The organism is Actinoplanes sp. NPDC026623 (assembly GCF_040638275.1).
Classification (GTDB): Bacteria; Actinomycetota; Actinomycetes; order Mycobacteriales; family Micromonosporaceae; genus Actinoplanes.
The window spans coordinates 26,716-42,578 of record NZ_JBEZXZ010000063.1 but is presented as its reverse complement, the minus strand read 5'-3'; the positions used below and the strand labels follow the sequence as shown (position 1 = coordinate 42,578).

Sequence of the window (15,863 nt, the reverse complement as noted above, 5' to 3'; positions counted from 1 at the left end):
CGCCTCGCCGCGGGACGAGCACACCACCTCGCCGCGAATGCCCTGGCCGCGTTGCGGCGGCCGGAGCAGGCGCGGGCCCGCTACGCCGACGCCCGCTCCCGCTTCACCGCGGCACAGGCCCCGCTGCTGTACGACTCGGTCGTACGCGACGAGCGGCGGATGAACGCGCGCCGGCCGCGGTCCGGCGACCGGCACGACCTGACCGCCCGGGAACGGGAGGTGGCCGTGCTGGTCGCCGAGGGGCTGACGAACCGGCAGATCGCCGGGCGGCTGTTCCTCAGCGTGGGCACGGTCGGGGTGCACGTCGGCCGGGTGCTCGCCAAACTCGGCGTGGGGCGCCGCGCCGCGGTCGCCACCCGGCTCGCGGCGGACGCCGGCGTCAGGCGACCGAGCGGATCCGGGTGACCAGGACGGAGCCGAGCACCGTGACCGCGGCGACCGTGAGGTACAGCGCCGGATAGCCGCCGAGGTAGGCCACGATGGGGAAGGCCAGCGCGGGGCCGAGCACCTGCGGCGCGGAGTTGGCGATGTTGATGATGCCGAGGTCCCGGGCCCGGTCCTGGGCGGCCGGGAGCACCTGGGTGATCAGCGCCTGGTCGACGGAGAGATAGACGCCGAAGCCGAGACCGAGCACGCCCGCGGCGATCAGGGCGCCGGTCCAGGTCGGCCAGAAGGCGAGCAGCACGGCCGCGGCGGCCATGACGTACCCCGACACGATCACCGAGGGTTTGCGCCGGCCGGCCCGGTCCGACAGCACCCCGCCGACGACCACGGTGAGCAGGGTCGCGGCGGTGTACACGACGATGAGCAGCAGCAGCCCGGTGTCGGGGTCCGCGTAGCCCACCCGGTCGCGCAGGAAGTACAGCAGGTAGAGCGTGGCCATGGCGTTGCCGAGCTGCACCAGGAAGCGGGTGATCCAGGCCCACGCGAAGTCGGGGTTCTCGCGCGGGCTGAACCGGTACGAGCCCAGCAGCGACCGGGCGCTGAGCCGCGGCACGGTGCCGGCCGCCGCCGGGGGATCGGCGGTGGCGAGCACGAACGGCGTCGCGGTGAGCACCACCAGCACGCCGATCAGCAGGTAGCCGCCGACCGTGCCGGCGATCACCGCGGTGACCAGCAGGACGCCGATGACCACCCCGATCGACTGGGTCAGGCCCACCCAGCCGGAGACCAGCCCGCGCTGCCGGACCGGCACGCGGTCCGGGACGATCGCGGTGAGCCCGGCCTGCAGGGTGTTGAGCCCGGTCTGCGCGACGCACCAGGCGAGCGCCAGCCCGAGCACGGTGTGCTGCACGGCCAGCAGGGCCAGGCCCGCGAAGGCGAGCAGGGCTCCCGCGGCGATCCAGGTGTGCCGGCGCCCGGTGCGCGCCGTGGTGGCGTCCGAGATCGCGCCCGCGATCGGGCCGACCAGGGCGGCGACCAGCGCGCCGGCGCCGGTGACGATGCCGAGCACGACGGTCTTGTCGTCGCCCGCCGTCTCCTGCACCTGGTTGGGCAGCAGCACCTGGAGGGGGCCGAAGTAGCCCATCCACAGGCCGAGGCTGGCCAGCGACAGCAGCGAGATCCAGCGGGTGCCGACCCGGGCGGTCGGCTCGACGGCGACGGTGACGGGGTCGGTCACGGTTGGGCGGCCAGGGCCGAGCGGAGCCACTCGTACGAGTCCTTCGGTGTTCGGCGCTGGGTGTCGTAGTCGACGCGTACCAGCCCGAAGCGCTGGTGATAGCCCTCCTCCCACTCGAAGTTGTCCATCAGCGACCAGACGAAGTACCCGCGGACGTCGACGCCCTCGTCAATGGCCTGGTGCAGGGCGCGCAGGTGGGAGTCGAGATAGTCGATGCGCGCGGCGTCGTGCACCCGATCGTCGGCGTCGGGCACGTCGACGGTGGAGCAGCCGTTCTCGGTGATGTAGATCGGCGGCAGCGCGGCGCCGTAACGCGCACGCAGCCCGACCATCAGCTCGCGCAGCCCGCCGGGAACGACGGGCCAGCCGAACGCGGTCTGCGGCACGCCCTCGATCGGCAGGATCTCGAACGGCAGCGGGCTGTCGGCCCCCGGCGCGCCGATCCGGTTCGGCTGGTAGTAGTTGATGCCGAGCGCGTCGACGGGCGTGCCGATGATGTCGAGGTCGCCGTCGTGGATGAACGGGGCGTCGGCGGGCATCCCCGACAGCTCCGGATACCGGCCGGTCAGCATCGGATCGAGGAACAGTCCGTTGTGGAACGCGTCGTAGATCGCGGCCGCGGTGGCGTCCTCGGGACCGGGGCCCGCCGGCCGCACCGGCGTGCAGTTGTTGGTGATCATCACCTCGGTGGCGCCGCGAGCGCGCAGGGCGCGCACCGCCAGGCCGTGCCCGAGCAACTGGTGATGCGCGACCGGCAGCGCGTCGAACATCAGCGCCCGCCCCGGCGCGTGCGTGCCGAAGGCGTACCCCTCGGCCAGGTGCACGATCGGCTCGTTGAGGGTGATCCAGCGGGTGACCCGGTCACCGAGCCGGTCCGCGACGACGGCCGCGTACTCGGCGAACCGGTACGCGGTGTCGCGGTTCAGCCAGCCGCCGGCGTCCTCCAGCGCCTGGGGCAGGTCCCAGTGGAACAGCGTGGGCACCGGGATGACCCCGCGCGCCAGCAGGGCGTCGACCAGGTTGTCGTAGAAGTCCAGGCCCCGGGGATTGACGGCCCCGGAGCCGTCGGGCTGCACCCGGGGCCAGGCGATGGAGAACCGGTAGGCGCGCACACCCAGGTCGCCGAGCAGCTCCACATCCTCCGGCCAGCGGTGGTAGTGGTCGCAGGCGACGTCGCCGGTGTCGCCGTCGCGCACGCGCCCGGGCGTGTGGGCGAAGGTGTCCCAGATCGACTGGCCCCGGCCGTCCTCGTGCACGGCGCCCTCGATCTGATAGGACGCGGTGGAGACGCCCCAGAGGAAACCCGGCGGAAAGCTCGGCAGTGCGTCCACGACCCACGTCCCCCTCAGAAGTGAATTCGGCTCAGGTTAGTGCCGCGTGGGGGGCTGCGGTAGAGGTCGGGGCGTGCGGGTCAGTCTGGCGGGCGCAGATCCGCGGGCGGGATCCTGGCGGCCAGCGGCTCGGTCAGGTGCAGCACCTCGCCGGCCTTCGTGACCGACCGCTCCGCGTAGTGGTCGCCGGTGAGCTCGTAGAGGTGCAGCGCGGCGGTGTCCTGTTCGACCAGCAGATACCAGGGTATGCCCGCGGCCGCGTAGTAGTGCATCTTCAGCACCCTGTCTGCTGAGGCGTTCGAGGGCGAGACGATCTCGCAGACCAGCAGGACCGCCTCGGCGTCGATGACAGACTCGTCCAGGTCGATCTCGGTGGTCACCACGAGGTCGGGAATCGGGATCCGGCCGGGTTGCAGCCGTACGTTGACCGCCTCCATCACGATCAGCCCAGCCTTGCCGGCGCCCGCGTCGAGCAGGTTCGCCAGCCTTCGAGAGATCATCTGATGCCGCGGGGTCGGTGCGGGGGTCACGTACAAGCTCCCGTCGAAGAGTTCGACGCGCTCGGAGGTCTCGCCCAGCGCGAGGAACTCGTGCTCTGTCATCGGCAATCCCCGGCCGAAGATGGCGGACGTCATGGCCCGAGTTTCCCACAACCGGCCATGATCGGGCCGGTCAGAGATTCAGCCCGGTGACTCGGACGAGCTGCATCACCGACTGCTCGACATAGCCCTGCGCCGACAGCATGTAGCTGTGCAGCAGCCCCCGCTCCGGCTCCGCCAGCAGGTAGCACGGAATGCCCGCCTGCGCGTACGCGTGCATCTTCAGGGACCAGTCGATCGTCGCGCTGGTCGCGGACGTGATCTCGCAGACCAGGCGCACCGACGCGGCGTCGACAAGCGGCTGGTCCAGGTCGATCGTGCCCGCGATGATCAGGTCCGGGACCGCGATGCGGTGCGGGCCCAGGTGCACCGGTACGCCCGCGATCACGTTCAGGTCCGTGCGGTTCGCCCGGAGCGCGTTCGCCAGGGCGTTCAGGATCAGCTGGTGTCTCGGCGTGTCTCTCGGGCAGGTGAGTACGCCGCCGTCCCACAGCTCCGTACGGGGCGCCGTCTCGCCGAGCTGGAGGTAGTCGGCCGCCGTCGTCGCCGTGGCTTCCAAGGGCAGGCTGCGGCCGATCAGGGTTGACGTCATGCACACTCCCGGGTCACGAATGCGAGTTCTTCGGACAGCCCCCCGGCGGGGGAGATCAGTAGCCCGGCCGCCGCCGGTTCCACGCGATGGTGGTGGTAGACGTCGGAGTTGTCGGCCTGGCTGCCGAGATAGCGCTCCGCGTACGCGGTGGGCAGCGCGGCCCAGTCGGTGATCGGGTCGAGGGCGACGCCGCAGCGGAAGATGTCGTGCCGGCGCTGCACGGCCACGGCCGCCAGCCAGCCGCCGAGCCGGGTCCCGCGCACGGCGACCCGTCTCAGGTCCAGGTCGGGGTGCTTGCCGGTGAGGAACCGCAGCGCGTCGATGTGGTCGATCAGGGCCACGTCGGCCAGCCGCCGGTAGATCACCTTCTCGAAGCTGGGCGCCACCCCCGGTGTGCCCCGGGAGTCGACGCTGACCACGATGAAGCCGGCGTCGGCCCACCACTGCCGCTCCTGCCAGCGGGCCGGGTCGACCACGACCTGCTGGTGTCCCGGCCCCTCGCCCAGCTCGAGCAGGACCGGCAGTCTGGTGCCTGTCACGTGGCCGGTGGGGTAGAGGACCCCGCTCGGCAGCCGCCGGTCGGTCACCCGCTCGAGGACCGGCCGGGGCGCGTACGGCAGCGGCTCCGCCACCGACGGCAGCTCGCGGACCTCGGCCGAGCCGCGGAGGACCGTCAGGTCGACGACGAGCACGTCGCCGCCGACGGTGGCGGTGTGCCAGCCGGGTTCCGCGGTGAGCCGGCGGGAGCTGACGCCGCCGGCCTGCGCCGTGCGGACCGCGAAGACGTGCTGCTCGGCGGGCTCGCCCTCGGTGCCCTCGATGATGATCTCGGGGCCGCCGGTCGGCCGGGGCAGGACGCCGGCGACCCGGCGGATGTAGAGGCCGGGCGGGGTGATCAGGCTGCCGTCGGCGAAGAGGCAGCGGGCGTCGAAGCCGTCGTGCGCCAGCTCGCCGCCGACCATGATGCGGCCGTCGGGCAGCTGCCGGGGCGTGCCGGGCAGCGGCTCGACCCAGCGCGCGTCGGCGAGCTCGGCGTGCACCTGGGTCTCGCCGGTGCGCGGGTCGATGGAGAGCACCAGGCCGTGCTGCTGGGTGCGCCGCAGCACCGTGATCAGGGCGTGCCCGGTGCCGCTCCAGTGCATGTCGGTCAGGTACGGGTAGGTCTCCCGGTCCCAGTGCACGTCGACCCAGCCGCCGAACAGGTCCAGCAGGTGCAGGCTCGGTGCCGTGTCGGTGCTGCGTACGGCCAGGATCTGGGTGCCGTCGGGGGACCACCACCAGCCGCGGTCGCGGCCGAACTCGGCCGCGGCCGGCTCCGCGACTCCCCAGGAGGCGTCGGGCTCGCCCGCGATCAGCTGATCGTCGGAGCCGGTGATCACCCGCAGACAGCCGTCGGGGGTGAGGTAGCCGATGTGCCGCCCGGCCGGGTCCGGGCGCGGGTCCAGGGCCGTGGCGGCGGTGTCGATCCGCCCGGCGGTGGAGGTGAACAGCCGGCCCTCGTGCGCCCAGGCCAGCACGTCGAGCTTCGCCGAGCCCGCGTACGAGTGGACCGGCCCGGCCGCCACCAGGGTGAGCGCCGCGGTGGCGACGTCGAGCGACCACAGGCCGGGTTCCGGGTCCCGGGGGCCGGCGGAGCGCAGGAAGGCGACCCGCGCGCCGTCGTCGCCGACCGTCAGGGCGTGCGGGGTGCCGAAACGGAACCGGCCGGTGCGGTCCGCCAGTTCGGGATACTCCACGCCGACCAGCATCGCCGATCACCCGCCCCTCGCGCCTGGCAAACCGCGTACGTGGGGGCGTCCGGGGCTCGCGCGTAGAGTGGCGGCCGTGACGAACGCGCTGCCCGCACGCCGCCTGATGCTCGTGCACGCCCACCCGGACGACGAGGTCACCGGCACCGGCGCCACCATGGCCCGCTACGTCGCCGAGGGTGCCCTGGTGACCCTGGTGACGTGCACGCTCGGCGAGGAGGGCGAGATCCACGTCCCCACGCTGGCGCAGCTCGAGGCCCGGCAGGCGGACCAGCTCGGCGGGTGGCGGATCGGCGAGCTCGACCGGGCCTGCGCCGCCCTGGGCGTCACCGATCACCGCATCCTCGGCGGCGCGGGCCGCTACCGCGACTCGGGGATGATGGGTCTCGAGACCAACAACCACCCCCGGGCCTTCTGGCAGGCCGACCTCGAGGTCGCCGCCCGGCAGTGCCTGGAGATCATGCGGGAGGTACGCCCGCAGGTGCTCATCACGTACGACGAGAACGGCTTCTACGGTCATCCCGATCACATCCAGGCGCACCGGGTCGCGATGCGTGCGGCGGAACTGGCCGAGGCCGAGGGCTTCGGGCCGGAGAAGATCTACTGGACCGCGATGCCGCTGAGCGTGCTCGAGGGCGGGATGGCGGCGTTCCGGGGCATGGACGACAACCCGTTCGCCGACGTGGAGAACGTCGAGGACCTGCCGTTCGGCCACCCCGACGACGAGATCGCGGCCCGGATCGACGGCACGGACTTCTACGAGCAGAAGGTCGCCGCGATGCGCGCCCACGCGACCCAGATCCCGGAGAACTCCTGGCTGTACGGCATCGCCGGGGACTTCGGCGGCGAGTTCATGGGCGTCGAATACTTCACCCTGGTCAAGGGCGACCGCGGCGAGGTGGGCGGCCCGCACAAGTGGGAGGCCGACCTGTTCAGCAACGTGGTCGGGCGATGACGCTCGAGGCTCCCGCCTCGGCCTCCGCCGACCCGGCGCCGCGGGCCGAGCCGAGCCGGGCGCTCGAGACGACGATCAGGACCGCCGGCCTCGTCGTCGCCATGCTCGCCACGATCTTCAGCGCGGTGCTGGAGCTCGTGCTGACCCCGCTGCGGATCGGCGGCGTGCCGATCGGGGTGGCGATTCCGGTGGCCGTGGTCGCCAACCTGGCGCTCTGCTGGTTCGCCGTGACGACTGTCGGCCGGCGCTGGGCGCTGGGCCCGCCGTGGGCGGTCTGGACATTGATCATGTTCGCCGCGACCGGGTTCAGGACCACGGAGGGTGACTATTTGATCAGCGGCGACAACTGGGTCGCGCTGGTGATGATCCTCGTGGGCAGCCTGACGTTCGCCGTGTACATGTACAAGCTGATCTTGAAGCCGGCGCCTGTCACAAAGCTGTGACGACCGCTCGTGGCGTTTGTCGCTATCGGCGCCCGGCCTGCACACTTACGCCGTGTTCGTCTCAGAATCTTCCGCCGGTCAGGCCCCATCGACAGCGCCGGACCCGCTAGCGCCGCAGGACGCGTCCCCCGCCGAGGGGCCGGTCAGCCGCAAGCGGATCGTCGTGGTCGGCACCGTGGCGGCCGTCCTCATCGCGGGAGCCGCCGCGGCCGCCTGGGCCTACGGCGGTGACGTTCCGCGAGGTACCCGGGTGCTCGGCGTCGACCTGGGAGGCCTGTCCCGCACCGAGGCCGAGCGCACGCTGACCACCGCGGTCGAGCCGCGCCGGGGCGAACCGGTGTCGGTGAACCTGGCCGGCAAGGCCTTCTCGATCAAGCCGGCCGACATCGCCATGACGCTCAACGTCGACCTGTCGGTCGGCAGGGCCATCAGGAGCGGCGGCCCGGCGCTGCTCGACGGGCGCACGGTGCCGCCGGTCATCGAGATCGACGCGACGAAGCTCGAGGCGGTGCTGCGCGGGCAGGTCGACCCGAAGCAGATCACGATGAAGAAGCCCGGCATCGCGTACGCGGGCCTGAGGCCGGCCGCCACCTACCCGGCGCCGGGCAGGAACCTCGACCTGCCGGCCGCCGTGGCCGCGATCCGCAAGGCCTGGCTGGTCGGCGGCACCGCCGAGATCACCCTGCCCACCAAGCCGCCGGCGACGACGGCGGAGCAGGTCGACGTGCTGATGTCCGGCCTGGCGATCCCGGCCGTCGCGGCGCCGGTCACCATCACCGTCGGCAGCAGGTCGCTCACCCTGACGCCCAGGGCGATCGCCAGGGGCCTGGTCTTCCGCTCCGACGACTACGGGCTGCTGACCCCGATGATCGACGGCCCGCGGCTGCACGACGCCGCCGCGAAGGAGTTCGCCCGGGTCGAGACGCCACCCGAGCCGGCGAAGATCGTCCTGAAGGGCGGAAAGCCGGCGATCGTGGAGGGCCGCCCGGGCGACATGGTCGACCTCAACCTGCTCGGCCCGGCGCTGCTCGGCGTGCTGCCCAACACCGGGCCCCGGTCCGTCGTCGCGAGCCTCACCACGCAGAACGCCACCAGGACCGACACCGACCTGGCCGCCCTCGGGGTCAAGGAGAAGGTCTCCACCTTCACCACCCGCTTCACCGGCGGCGGCGGCTCGCCGCGCAGCCAGAACATCATGAACATCGCCCGGGCCGTCGACGGCGCGGTCGTGCTGCCGGGCGAGACGTTCTCGCTGAACGCGCACACCGGCGAGCGCGACTACGACTCCGGCTACCAGGACGCCCCGGTCATCGTCGGCGGCAGGCTCGAGCCGGGCGTCGGCGGCGGCGCCTCGCAGTTCACCACGACGCTGTTCAACGCGGCCTACTACGCCGGGCTCGAGGACGTCGAGCACAAGCCCCACTCGTTCTACTTCTCCCGCTATCCGGCGGTCATCGAGTCGACGATCTTCTACCCGACGCTCGATCTGAAATTCAAGAACACCACGCCGTACGGGGTCTTCATCGACACGGCGTACACGAACCGGTCCGTGACCGTCACGCTGTGGAGCACCAAGGTCTACGACAGCGTCAAGACCGTGCGCAGCCCGCGCCGCGACCTCACCTCGCCGCCGACCGTCTACCGCGAGCCGGGGCCGAAGTGCATCACCAGCAGCGGACTTCCGGGCTTCACCCAGGACGCGTGGCGCGTCATCCGCAAGGACGGCAAAGAGATCGCGCGCGAGAAGTTCACCTGGCGCTACGATCCCGAGCCACGATTCATTTGCGGCGAGAAGCCGTAGTTCGTCAGGGGAGGACGCCATGAAGCAGCGTTGGGTGCCGATCGTGGTGCTGGCGGTCGGCCTGTTCGCGATCAACGTGATCGCGCGGCTCGTGATCCGCATCGGCTTCACCGACAACGAGACGGCCGAGAGCCGGGTCTCGATCGCGATGTTCGCCGCCATCGGCATCGTGCTGGCGATCGTGACGTTCGTCCGCGCTCAGCGGGTGCCGCCGAGTTCGTGGCTGCCCGAAATCGGCGCCGCGGCGCTCGGCGGGATGCTGCTGACCATCCTGGTCGGGCCGTTCATCAGCGGTGACACGCCGTTCGCCTCGGGCGCCGGGAACTTCTTCTCCCAGGTCTGGCTCTACGGCGGCTTCGCCATCGTCGGCACGCTGCTCGGCTACTGGATCGCGACCATGCTCGGGCGCGACTACCGGTCCCGGTCGCTCGCGGCCTTCGCCAAGGCGAAGACGACCAAGCCGCGCCGCGTCGTCCGCCGCTGAGGCGCCCGTCAGCCGGGCGCCTCGCGGGTCAGGTAGGTGTGGTGGGTGCGGAAACCGAGACCCTGATAGAGCGCGGACGCGCCGGTGTTCCGCTCCTCCACCTGCAGGTAGGCCCGCGCGGCGCCGCGCTGCTGCGCCCAGCCGGCCACCGCGCGCACCAGGTGCCGGCCCAGGCCGCGCCGCCGGGCGGCCGGCGCGGTCTGCACCAGGGAGATCCCGAGCCAGCGATCCGGGCCGGTGACCGCGCCGCGGCCGATCGCGAGCAGGCCTCCGGCCTCGTCCCGCACGGACGCGAAGACCACGTCCGGAACGCCGGTGAGAAGCTGCCTCGCGACCGCGGGCAGCGCGCCCTTGTGCTCCGCGACCATCTCGTACCAGGCGTCGCTGGGGGTGTCGGCGAGCTCGACCGGCGGCAGGTCCCGCCGGACGTCGCCGACCAGGCCGGGCACGGCGGCGGTCTGCAGCAGCGTCAGCGGGCGGGCCGTCCAGCCGCGGGCGACGAGCGCCGCGTTGACCGGGGCGGCCAGCGGCATCGGCGCGTTGATCATCGGGCGCTGGCCTCGGGCCGCATACCACTGCTCGACGGCGTCGATGGCGTCTTCGAGAGTGCGGTCCGGGTCGCCGACCGCCAACGCCGAATTTGCCCGGCCCGTCCAGTTCTGCGCCGCGCGCAGGATCCAGCCGCCGAGGCGGGCCTGGACCGGGGCCGGCCAGGCCTCGTTCGCCGCGAGCTCGAGGGCGACCACGTCAGCGGCGGGCGGCCGGCGGGCGGGCGGCACCCGCTTGGCCCGGTGCACCTCGCGCAGCGGTATGCACAGCGTGCCCTTGGCGGTGGCCAACGTGAGTTCCGTCTCCGTCAGCTCGACAAGCTCACCGAGCGCGTCCGTGAAAAGTGGGCGATTCTGGGAGACACCTACAATTCGGCGAACTACTACCCGGTGTCCCACATCCTGCCGTCGGAGCACGTGCCACCTCCTTCCGGCGGGATACTAGGCTCTGCCCGTACCGTCGCGGTGTCCCGCGGCGTGGCTCTGGAAGGGAAAGACCCGTGACTTACATCATCGCTGAGCCCTGCGTCGATGTGCTCGACAAGGCATGCATCGAAGAGTGCCCCGTCGACTGCATCTACGAGGGCAACCGGATGCTTTACATCCACCCCGATGAGTGTGTTGACTGCGGTGCCTGTGAGCCGGTCTGCCCGGTGGAGGCCATCTTCTACGAGGATGACGTGCCGGAGCAGTGGAAGGACTACACGAGCGCGAACTACGAGTTCTTCGAGGACCTCGGTTCGCCCGGTGGCGCCTCCAAGGTCGGCAAGATCGACAAGGACACCCCGTTCGTGACCTCGCAGCCGCCGCGCGGCGACGCACACTGACGTGCTGTCGGCCTCGCTGCCAGACTTCCCCTGGGACCTGCTGGAGCCGGCCAAGGCGGTCGCCGCGGCGCATCCGGACGGCATCGTGGACCTGTCGGTCGGCACCCCGGTCGATCCGGTCCCGCCGCTGATCCAGTCGGCCCTGGCCGACGCGTCCGACGCGCCCGGCTACCCGCTGACGGCCGGGACCCCGGCGCTGCGCGCGGCGATCGCCGACTGGCTGGCCCGCACCTGCGGCGCCTCCGGCCGGCTCGGCGTGCTGCCGACCATCGGCTCCAAGGAACTGGTGGCGTGGCTGCCGACGCTGCTCGGCGTCGGCCGCGGTGACGTCGTCGTCATCCCGCAGGTCTGCTACCCGACGTACGAGGTCGGCGCCCGCCTGGCCGGCGCCGAGGTGGTACGCGCCGACTCGCTGACCGCGCTGGGCCCGGATCCGCGGGTCAAGCTGGTCTGGATCAACTCGCCGTCCAACCCGACCGGCCGGGTGCTGCCCGCCGCACACCTGCGCAAGGTGGTCGACTGGGCCCGCGAACGCGGCGCGGTCGTGGTCAGCGACGAGTGCTACCTGACCCTCGGCTGGGAGGAGACCCCGGTCTCGGTGCTGGCCGACGAGGTCTGCGACGGCGACTACACCGGCATCGTCTCGGTGCACTCGCTCTCCAAGCGGTCCAATCTGGCCGGCTACCGGGCCGGCTTCCTCGGCGGCGACCCGGTGCTGATCGCGGAGCTGCTCGCGGTCCGCAAGCACGCGGGCATGATCGTGCCCGCTCCGGTGCAGGCCGCGATGGTCGCCGCCCTGGGCGACGATGCGCACGTGAACGAGCAGCGAGCGCTCTACTCGGCCCGCCGGGAGGCGCTGCGGGACGCCCTCGTCAAGGCCGGGTTCTCCATTGAGCACTCCGCCGCCGGCCTCTACCTGTGGTCGACCCGCGGCGAGGAGTGCTGGGACACCGTCGACTGGCTCGCCCAGCGCGGCATCCTGGCCGCGCCCGGCGCGTTCTACGGCCCGGCGGCGGCCCGGCACGTCCGCATCGCACTGACCGCGACCGACGAACGCGTCGCCGCGGCCGTGAACCGCCTGACCGCCTGACCCCACCCCCACGCGGCACGTCCGCGCCCTGGCCGTGGCCGGCCGGACTGCCTGGTCTAGCCGCCACGCGGCAGGTCCGCGCCGTGGCCGTGGCCGGCCGGACCGCCTGGCATCGCCGCCACGCGGCACGGCCGTGATGGGCCGTGGCCGGCCGGACCGCCTGGCATCGCCGCCACGCGGCACCGGCCGTGACGGGCCGTGGCCCGCCTGACCGCCTGGCATCGCCGGCACGCGGCCCGGCGGTGCTGCGTGCCGGCGGGTAGCGTCGGGCCATGGCCGAGCAACCGATGATCGTGGTCCGGGGCGAGTCGACCCGCGAGGTGCCGCCCGAGCTTGCGGTCTTCTCCGTGACCGCGTCCGCCCGCGACCGGGACCGGCAGACCGCGCTGACCCGGCTGACCGAGCGGGCCGCCGCGCTCCGCGGCCACCTCGACGAATACCCGGACGCCGTCGAGCGCCGCGAGACCGGCGGCGTGCAGGTGCGCCCCGAGCTCAAGCGCGGCGGCGGCGAGCGCGTCGCCGCGTACGCGGGAAGCGTCACCACCACGGTCACCGTCTCCGACTTCGGCGTCCTCGGCGAGCTGCTGCTGCGCCTGGCCGGCCAGGATCAGGTCTCGGTCTCCGGCCCGTGGTGGCAGCTGCGTCCGGGCAGCCGGGCCGGTGCCGAGGTGCGGCGCGCGGCGATCGCCGACGCGCTGGACCGCGCCCGCGAATACGCCGAGGCCGTCGGCGCCGAGGTGGACCGGCTCGTGGAGATCCTCGACGAGGGCGCCGGCGGCGGGGCACAGCCGATGATGCGGATGGCCTCGTTCAAGGGCGCGCCTGAGGCCGACCTCGAGCTCGACGTCGACCCACAGTGGCAGACGGTGCAGGCCTCGGTGATCGTCCGGGTGACCATCACCGAGCCCACCGCGCTCAAGCGGGCTTAGGGCGTGCGTATCCCGCGTCGCGAGGCGGAAGCCGGGCCCCGCGCGGGCCGTCATGATCCGCCCTAGCACGCGGGCGTCCGCCGCCGCGTGATCCACCCGTTTCGCCCGCACACGCCGCCGCAATGGGCGAGACTCGGCACCATGCGTCGTCGCGTCCTGCACCGCATCGCCAACGTGAACCCGGACAGCGTGACGACCCATTCCGACCGCGTTCTCTACAACGCCATCGGCGTCTTCATCGTGCTCTATTTCCTGTACGCGACCGTCGGGGGCGCCGCCTTCGTCGACGCGAGCGCGAACTACTCGCACCCGTGGTGGCGGTGGCTGGTCGGCCCGCTGGTGGCGATCGCGGTGGTCGCGTACGACCGGGCCGTGGTGGGCCGGGTGGCGATCAACTACGACCGCCTGGACTCGCCCGATCCCAAGGACCTGCTGCGCCGCCCGACGATCGGGCTGTACCTCGGCCGCCTCGCCCTCGCCCTGCTCTTCGCGGTGATCATCACCGAACCCCTGATGCTGGCCCGCTACCAGGCGGAGATCGACGCGCGGCTCAACGAGATGCACAACGAGCAGATCAGCGCGGTCGAGGGCAGCGGGGCGATCGCCGCTTACGACGCCCGGCTGCGGGAGCTCAAGAAGCAGACGATGGCCGAGGACGGCCTGGTGCGGGCGCTGAACTCGCGGGCGGCCGAGAAGCGCAAGGACGCACGCGAGCTGTATCAGCAGGCCATCGCCGACTCGGAGGGCAACGGCGTGTCCCGCAAGACCGGCTGCCCGCCCGGTGGCTTCTGCGACACCCTGGTCCAGCGGTCACACGGCCTCGACGACCAGGCGGCGACGCTGGACGCGCAGGCCGCCCGCCTGCAGGACACCCAGAAGGCCGCCCGGACCGCCCGCGCCGCCGAGCAGGCGGACCTCACCGCCAAGATCGCCGATCAGCGTACGGTCAACGCCGAGGTGATCCGGGCGGACGCCGGTTTCGGCGCCCGCACCAAGGCGATGTGGTACCTCGTCAAGACCGACTTCTGGGGCATCGGCGCCTTCTACCTCGGCATCGCGCTGCTGCTGATCGCCCTGGACTGCGCGGCGGTCGGGCTCAAGTTCGTGTCGCACGGCAACGCGTACGAGCGGACGGAGGCGCGGGCCGCCCGCGGCCGCGAACACGAGGCGGCGATCGGCTACGAGCAGTGCCTCAAGGACGTCCGCCGGTACGCGGAGGCGACCTCGAGGGTGATGGCCGAGGGCATCGGCAAGGCCTCGAGGGACGAGGAGATCGCGGACATGGCGATCGAACGCGCCCGCGCGCACCTCTACGACTCGGTGGCCGGGAGCCCCATGCCGCCGCTGCCGGTGATCCCGCTGATCGAACACCATCCGTCCGGTGCGCGCACGCTGCGCAATGTGGATAGCCTGTGGGCGTAGTGCAAGTTGCAGATCAGCGCTACGATTTCACTCCGGCGCGCTGCCAGGCCCACGCTCTGTTACCGGCGGAGGCGCCGCCCGGGCACCCACGGGCGCCCGGTGGGCATCAGGTGCGGCGGAGGCGGCGCGAAATCGCCGCCGCCGCCGTGATGACCGGCCCCCGCACCCGCACCCGCCCCGGCGCAAGCGCGGCCTCAGCGGTCGGCCACGCCGAAATCGGCACTGGCGTGCGCGGCCTCAGCGGTCGGCATGCCGGACGCCGGCACAGGCATGTTCGGCCTCAGTGGCCGGCCGTGCCGGATACCAGGACCGGGACGGTGAAGACGGCGCCGGCGCAGGCGGCGTCGGAGTCGGGACCCATCGCCAGGCCGCCGGGAACGGTGAACGCCCCGACGGTGTTGCGGGGCACGTCCCACCGCACCTTGACCGCGTTCTGCGCGACGACCACGCCGGTGTCCGCGCAGCCGGCCTCGCGGTGCTCGTCGTCCGCGATGATGTTGCCCTGGCCGGGTGAGACCGAGGTGATCCGGATCGGGAAGTTGTTGTCGTTGGTGACCGTCACGGTCAGGTCTCCGGTGCTGCCGGCCTCGAGGGCCTTGTTCAGGTCCGAGCGGGCGCGCAGGTTCATCTCCACGACGGTGCCGCCGGCCGGCCGGCCGGTCTCCGAATCCGTGATGCGCCAGTAGGCCCAGACCGCGCCGGCATTGACGATCACCGCCGCGGCCGCGGCGCCGGTCAGGATCGATCGGGTACGCGCGTCGAGCCGGTGCAGCCAGCCGCGGCGTCGGCCGGAGCCGCGAAGGTCGGCGGTGGGCTCGTCGTCGAGATCCACCTCGATTGTCCTCTCCGGCATGGCGTGCACGCCCTCGGACGCGTCCCCGTCGCCATCGCGCCCGGACGTGCCGTCACGCCGGGTGAGCACCTCGCGCGCGACCGGCAGGTCGCGGATCACGGTGTCACCTCGGCGGCGCCGATCGTGCGTGAAGCGGCGGCTGGCCGTCTGTTGAGCTTGCGCATTCGGAGCTTCCTCCTGCGATGGTGCGATGGCGAAAACCGGAGCGACTACTACATTTCCGGAAAAAGTGCTGCTCCGTGATCGGGAATCCGTCCGCCGTTGCCCGCGCATAAATCGGACAGGAGGGTCTGTCCGGCTTAACCCGCACGAGGTACGCCGGAATGTGAAAGCCGGCACGCACCTGACCTGCGGCAACGCGCTAAACCGAGCTCATCGGGAAAGACGTGGCCGCTAGCATCGCGGGCCCGGCGATCCAAACTCGCGGCGGTCACTGTCTGCGCCGACCGCTCATCGCCGAGCGTCGTTCATGTTCAGGTTCGCCGTCGGCGGTCTCTCCGGTGAGTTCGTTGACTGCCCGAAAACCATGACTCACGGCGGCGCCGGCGCGCATCGGACGACCGTCCGCTGTGCGCCGGAATACAGGGCGGCGCGGTTGCGGTACGGCCTAATCCGTCCGT

The 15,863-nt window shown here is 72.2% G+C and carries 16 protein-coding genes; 9 read left to right on the top strand and 7 right to left on the bottom strand.

Features of this window, described 5'->3' with window-relative positions:
* On the top strand, positions 1–405 hold a 405-nt coding region (locus AB0F10_RS20205), incomplete at its 5' end, for a LuxR C-terminal-related transcriptional regulator (RefSeq protein WP_360626891.1).
* Here AB0F10_RS20205 and AB0F10_RS20200 read toward each other — a convergent pair.
* The 5 genes from AB0F10_RS20200 to AB0F10_RS20180 form a co-directional block, all read right to left on the bottom strand.
* On the bottom strand, positions 380–1,621 hold the full coding sequence (locus AB0F10_RS20200) for an MFS transporter (RefSeq protein ID WP_360626888.1): 1,242 nt from the start codon (positions 1,619–1,621) through the stop codon (positions 380–382). The genes AB0F10_RS20205 and AB0F10_RS20200 overlap by 26 nt on opposite strands.
* A complete protein-coding gene (locus tag AB0F10_RS20195) occupies positions 1,618–2,943 on the bottom strand; it encodes a GH1 family beta-glucosidase (RefSeq protein ID WP_360626900.1) in 1,326 nt (441 codons plus the stop codon). The genes AB0F10_RS20200 and AB0F10_RS20195 overlap by 4 nt, the downstream gene beginning before the upstream one ends.
* 89 nt (positions 2,944–3,032) lie before the next feature.
* A complete protein-coding gene (locus AB0F10_RS20190; protein WP_360626885.1) occupies positions 3,033–3,587 on the bottom strand; it encodes a Uma2 family endonuclease in 555 nt (184 codons plus the stop codon).
* Positions 3,588–3,624: 37 nt separating this feature from the next.
* A complete protein-coding gene (locus AB0F10_RS20185) occupies positions 3,625–4,143 on the bottom strand; it encodes a Uma2 family endonuclease (RefSeq protein ID WP_360626882.1) in 519 nt (172 codons plus the stop codon).
* A complete protein-coding gene (locus tag AB0F10_RS20180) occupies positions 4,140–5,879 on the bottom strand; it encodes a prolyl oligopeptidase family serine peptidase (protein WP_360626879.1) in 1,740 nt (579 codons plus the stop codon). Before AB0F10_RS20180 ends, AB0F10_RS20185 begins: the two co-directional genes overlap by 4 nt.
* 79 nt (positions 5,880–5,958) lie before the next feature.
* Here AB0F10_RS20180 and mshB point away from each other — a divergent pair, with 79 nt between their 5' ends.
* From mshB to AB0F10_RS20160, 4 genes are read left to right on the top strand one after another with little or no spacing between them, the layout of a single operon-like run.
* Positions 5,959–6,846 carry an N-acetyl-1-D-myo-inositol-2-amino-2-deoxy-alpha-D-glucopyranoside deacetylase gene (gene mshB / locus AB0F10_RS20175; RefSeq protein ID WP_360626876.1) on the top strand — a complete coding sequence of 296 codons (888 nt, stop codon included), beginning with the start codon at positions 5,959–5,961 and terminating at the stop codon, positions 6,844–6,846.
* The gene (locus tag AB0F10_RS20170; protein ID WP_360626873.1) at positions 6,843–7,289 is read left to right on the top strand and encodes a hypothetical protein; all 447 of its coding nucleotides are present in this window, start codon (positions 6,843–6,845) and stop codon (positions 7,287–7,289) included. Before mshB ends, AB0F10_RS20170 begins: the two co-directional genes overlap by 4 nt.
* A 52-nt stretch (positions 7,290–7,341) precedes the next feature.
* Positions 7,342–9,090, top strand: coding sequence for a VanW family protein (locus tag AB0F10_RS20165; RefSeq protein WP_360626871.1), 1,749 nt, complete (start codon positions 7,342–7,344; stop codon positions 9,088–9,090).
* 19 nt (positions 9,091–9,109) lie between these two features.
* Positions 9,110–9,574: a hypothetical protein gene (locus tag AB0F10_RS20160; RefSeq protein WP_360626868.1), complete on the top strand. Its 465-nt coding sequence runs from the start codon at positions 9,110–9,112 to the stop codon at positions 9,572–9,574.
* An 8-nt stretch (positions 9,575–9,582) separates the two neighbouring features.
* On the opposite strand, the gene AB0F10_RS20155 is transcribed toward AB0F10_RS20160, so the two are convergent.
* Positions 9,583–10,539 (bottom strand): GNAT family N-acetyltransferase, encoded by a 957-nt coding sequence (locus AB0F10_RS20155; protein WP_360626865.1) that lies wholly within the window; start codon positions 10,537–10,539, stop codon positions 9,583–9,585.
* 83 nt (positions 10,540–10,622) lie between these two features.
* On the opposite strand from AB0F10_RS20155, the gene fdxA reads away from it, so the two are divergent.
* From fdxA to AB0F10_RS20135, 4 genes are all read left to right on the top strand, one after another.
* A complete protein-coding gene (gene fdxA / locus AB0F10_RS20150) occupies positions 10,623–10,949 on the top strand; it encodes a ferredoxin (protein WP_360626862.1) in 327 nt (108 codons plus the stop codon).
* 1 nt (position 10,950) lies between these two features.
* Entirely contained in the window at positions 10,951–12,039 is a 1,089-nt protein-coding gene (gene dapC, locus AB0F10_RS20145; protein WP_360626859.1) for a succinyldiaminopimelate transaminase, read from the top strand.
* Between the two features lie 272 nt (positions 12,040–12,311).
* Positions 12,312–12,968, top strand: coding sequence for an SIMPL domain-containing protein (locus tag AB0F10_RS20140; RefSeq protein ID WP_360626856.1), 657 nt, complete (start codon positions 12,312–12,314; stop codon positions 12,966–12,968).
* 141 nt (positions 12,969–13,109) lie between these two features.
* A complete protein-coding gene (locus AB0F10_RS20135; RefSeq protein WP_360626853.1) occupies positions 13,110–14,390 on the top strand; it encodes a DUF4407 domain-containing protein in 1,281 nt (426 codons plus the stop codon).
* Positions 14,391–14,670: 280 nt separating this feature from the next.
* Here the strand turns inward: AB0F10_RS20135 and AB0F10_RS20130 are convergent, their stop codons facing one another.
* Positions 14,671–15,342, bottom strand: a complete 672-nt coding sequence (locus tag AB0F10_RS20130) for a hypothetical protein (protein WP_360626850.1) — start codon at positions 15,340–15,342, stop codon at positions 14,671–14,673.
* Positions 15,343–15,863: the final 521 nt, after the last annotated feature.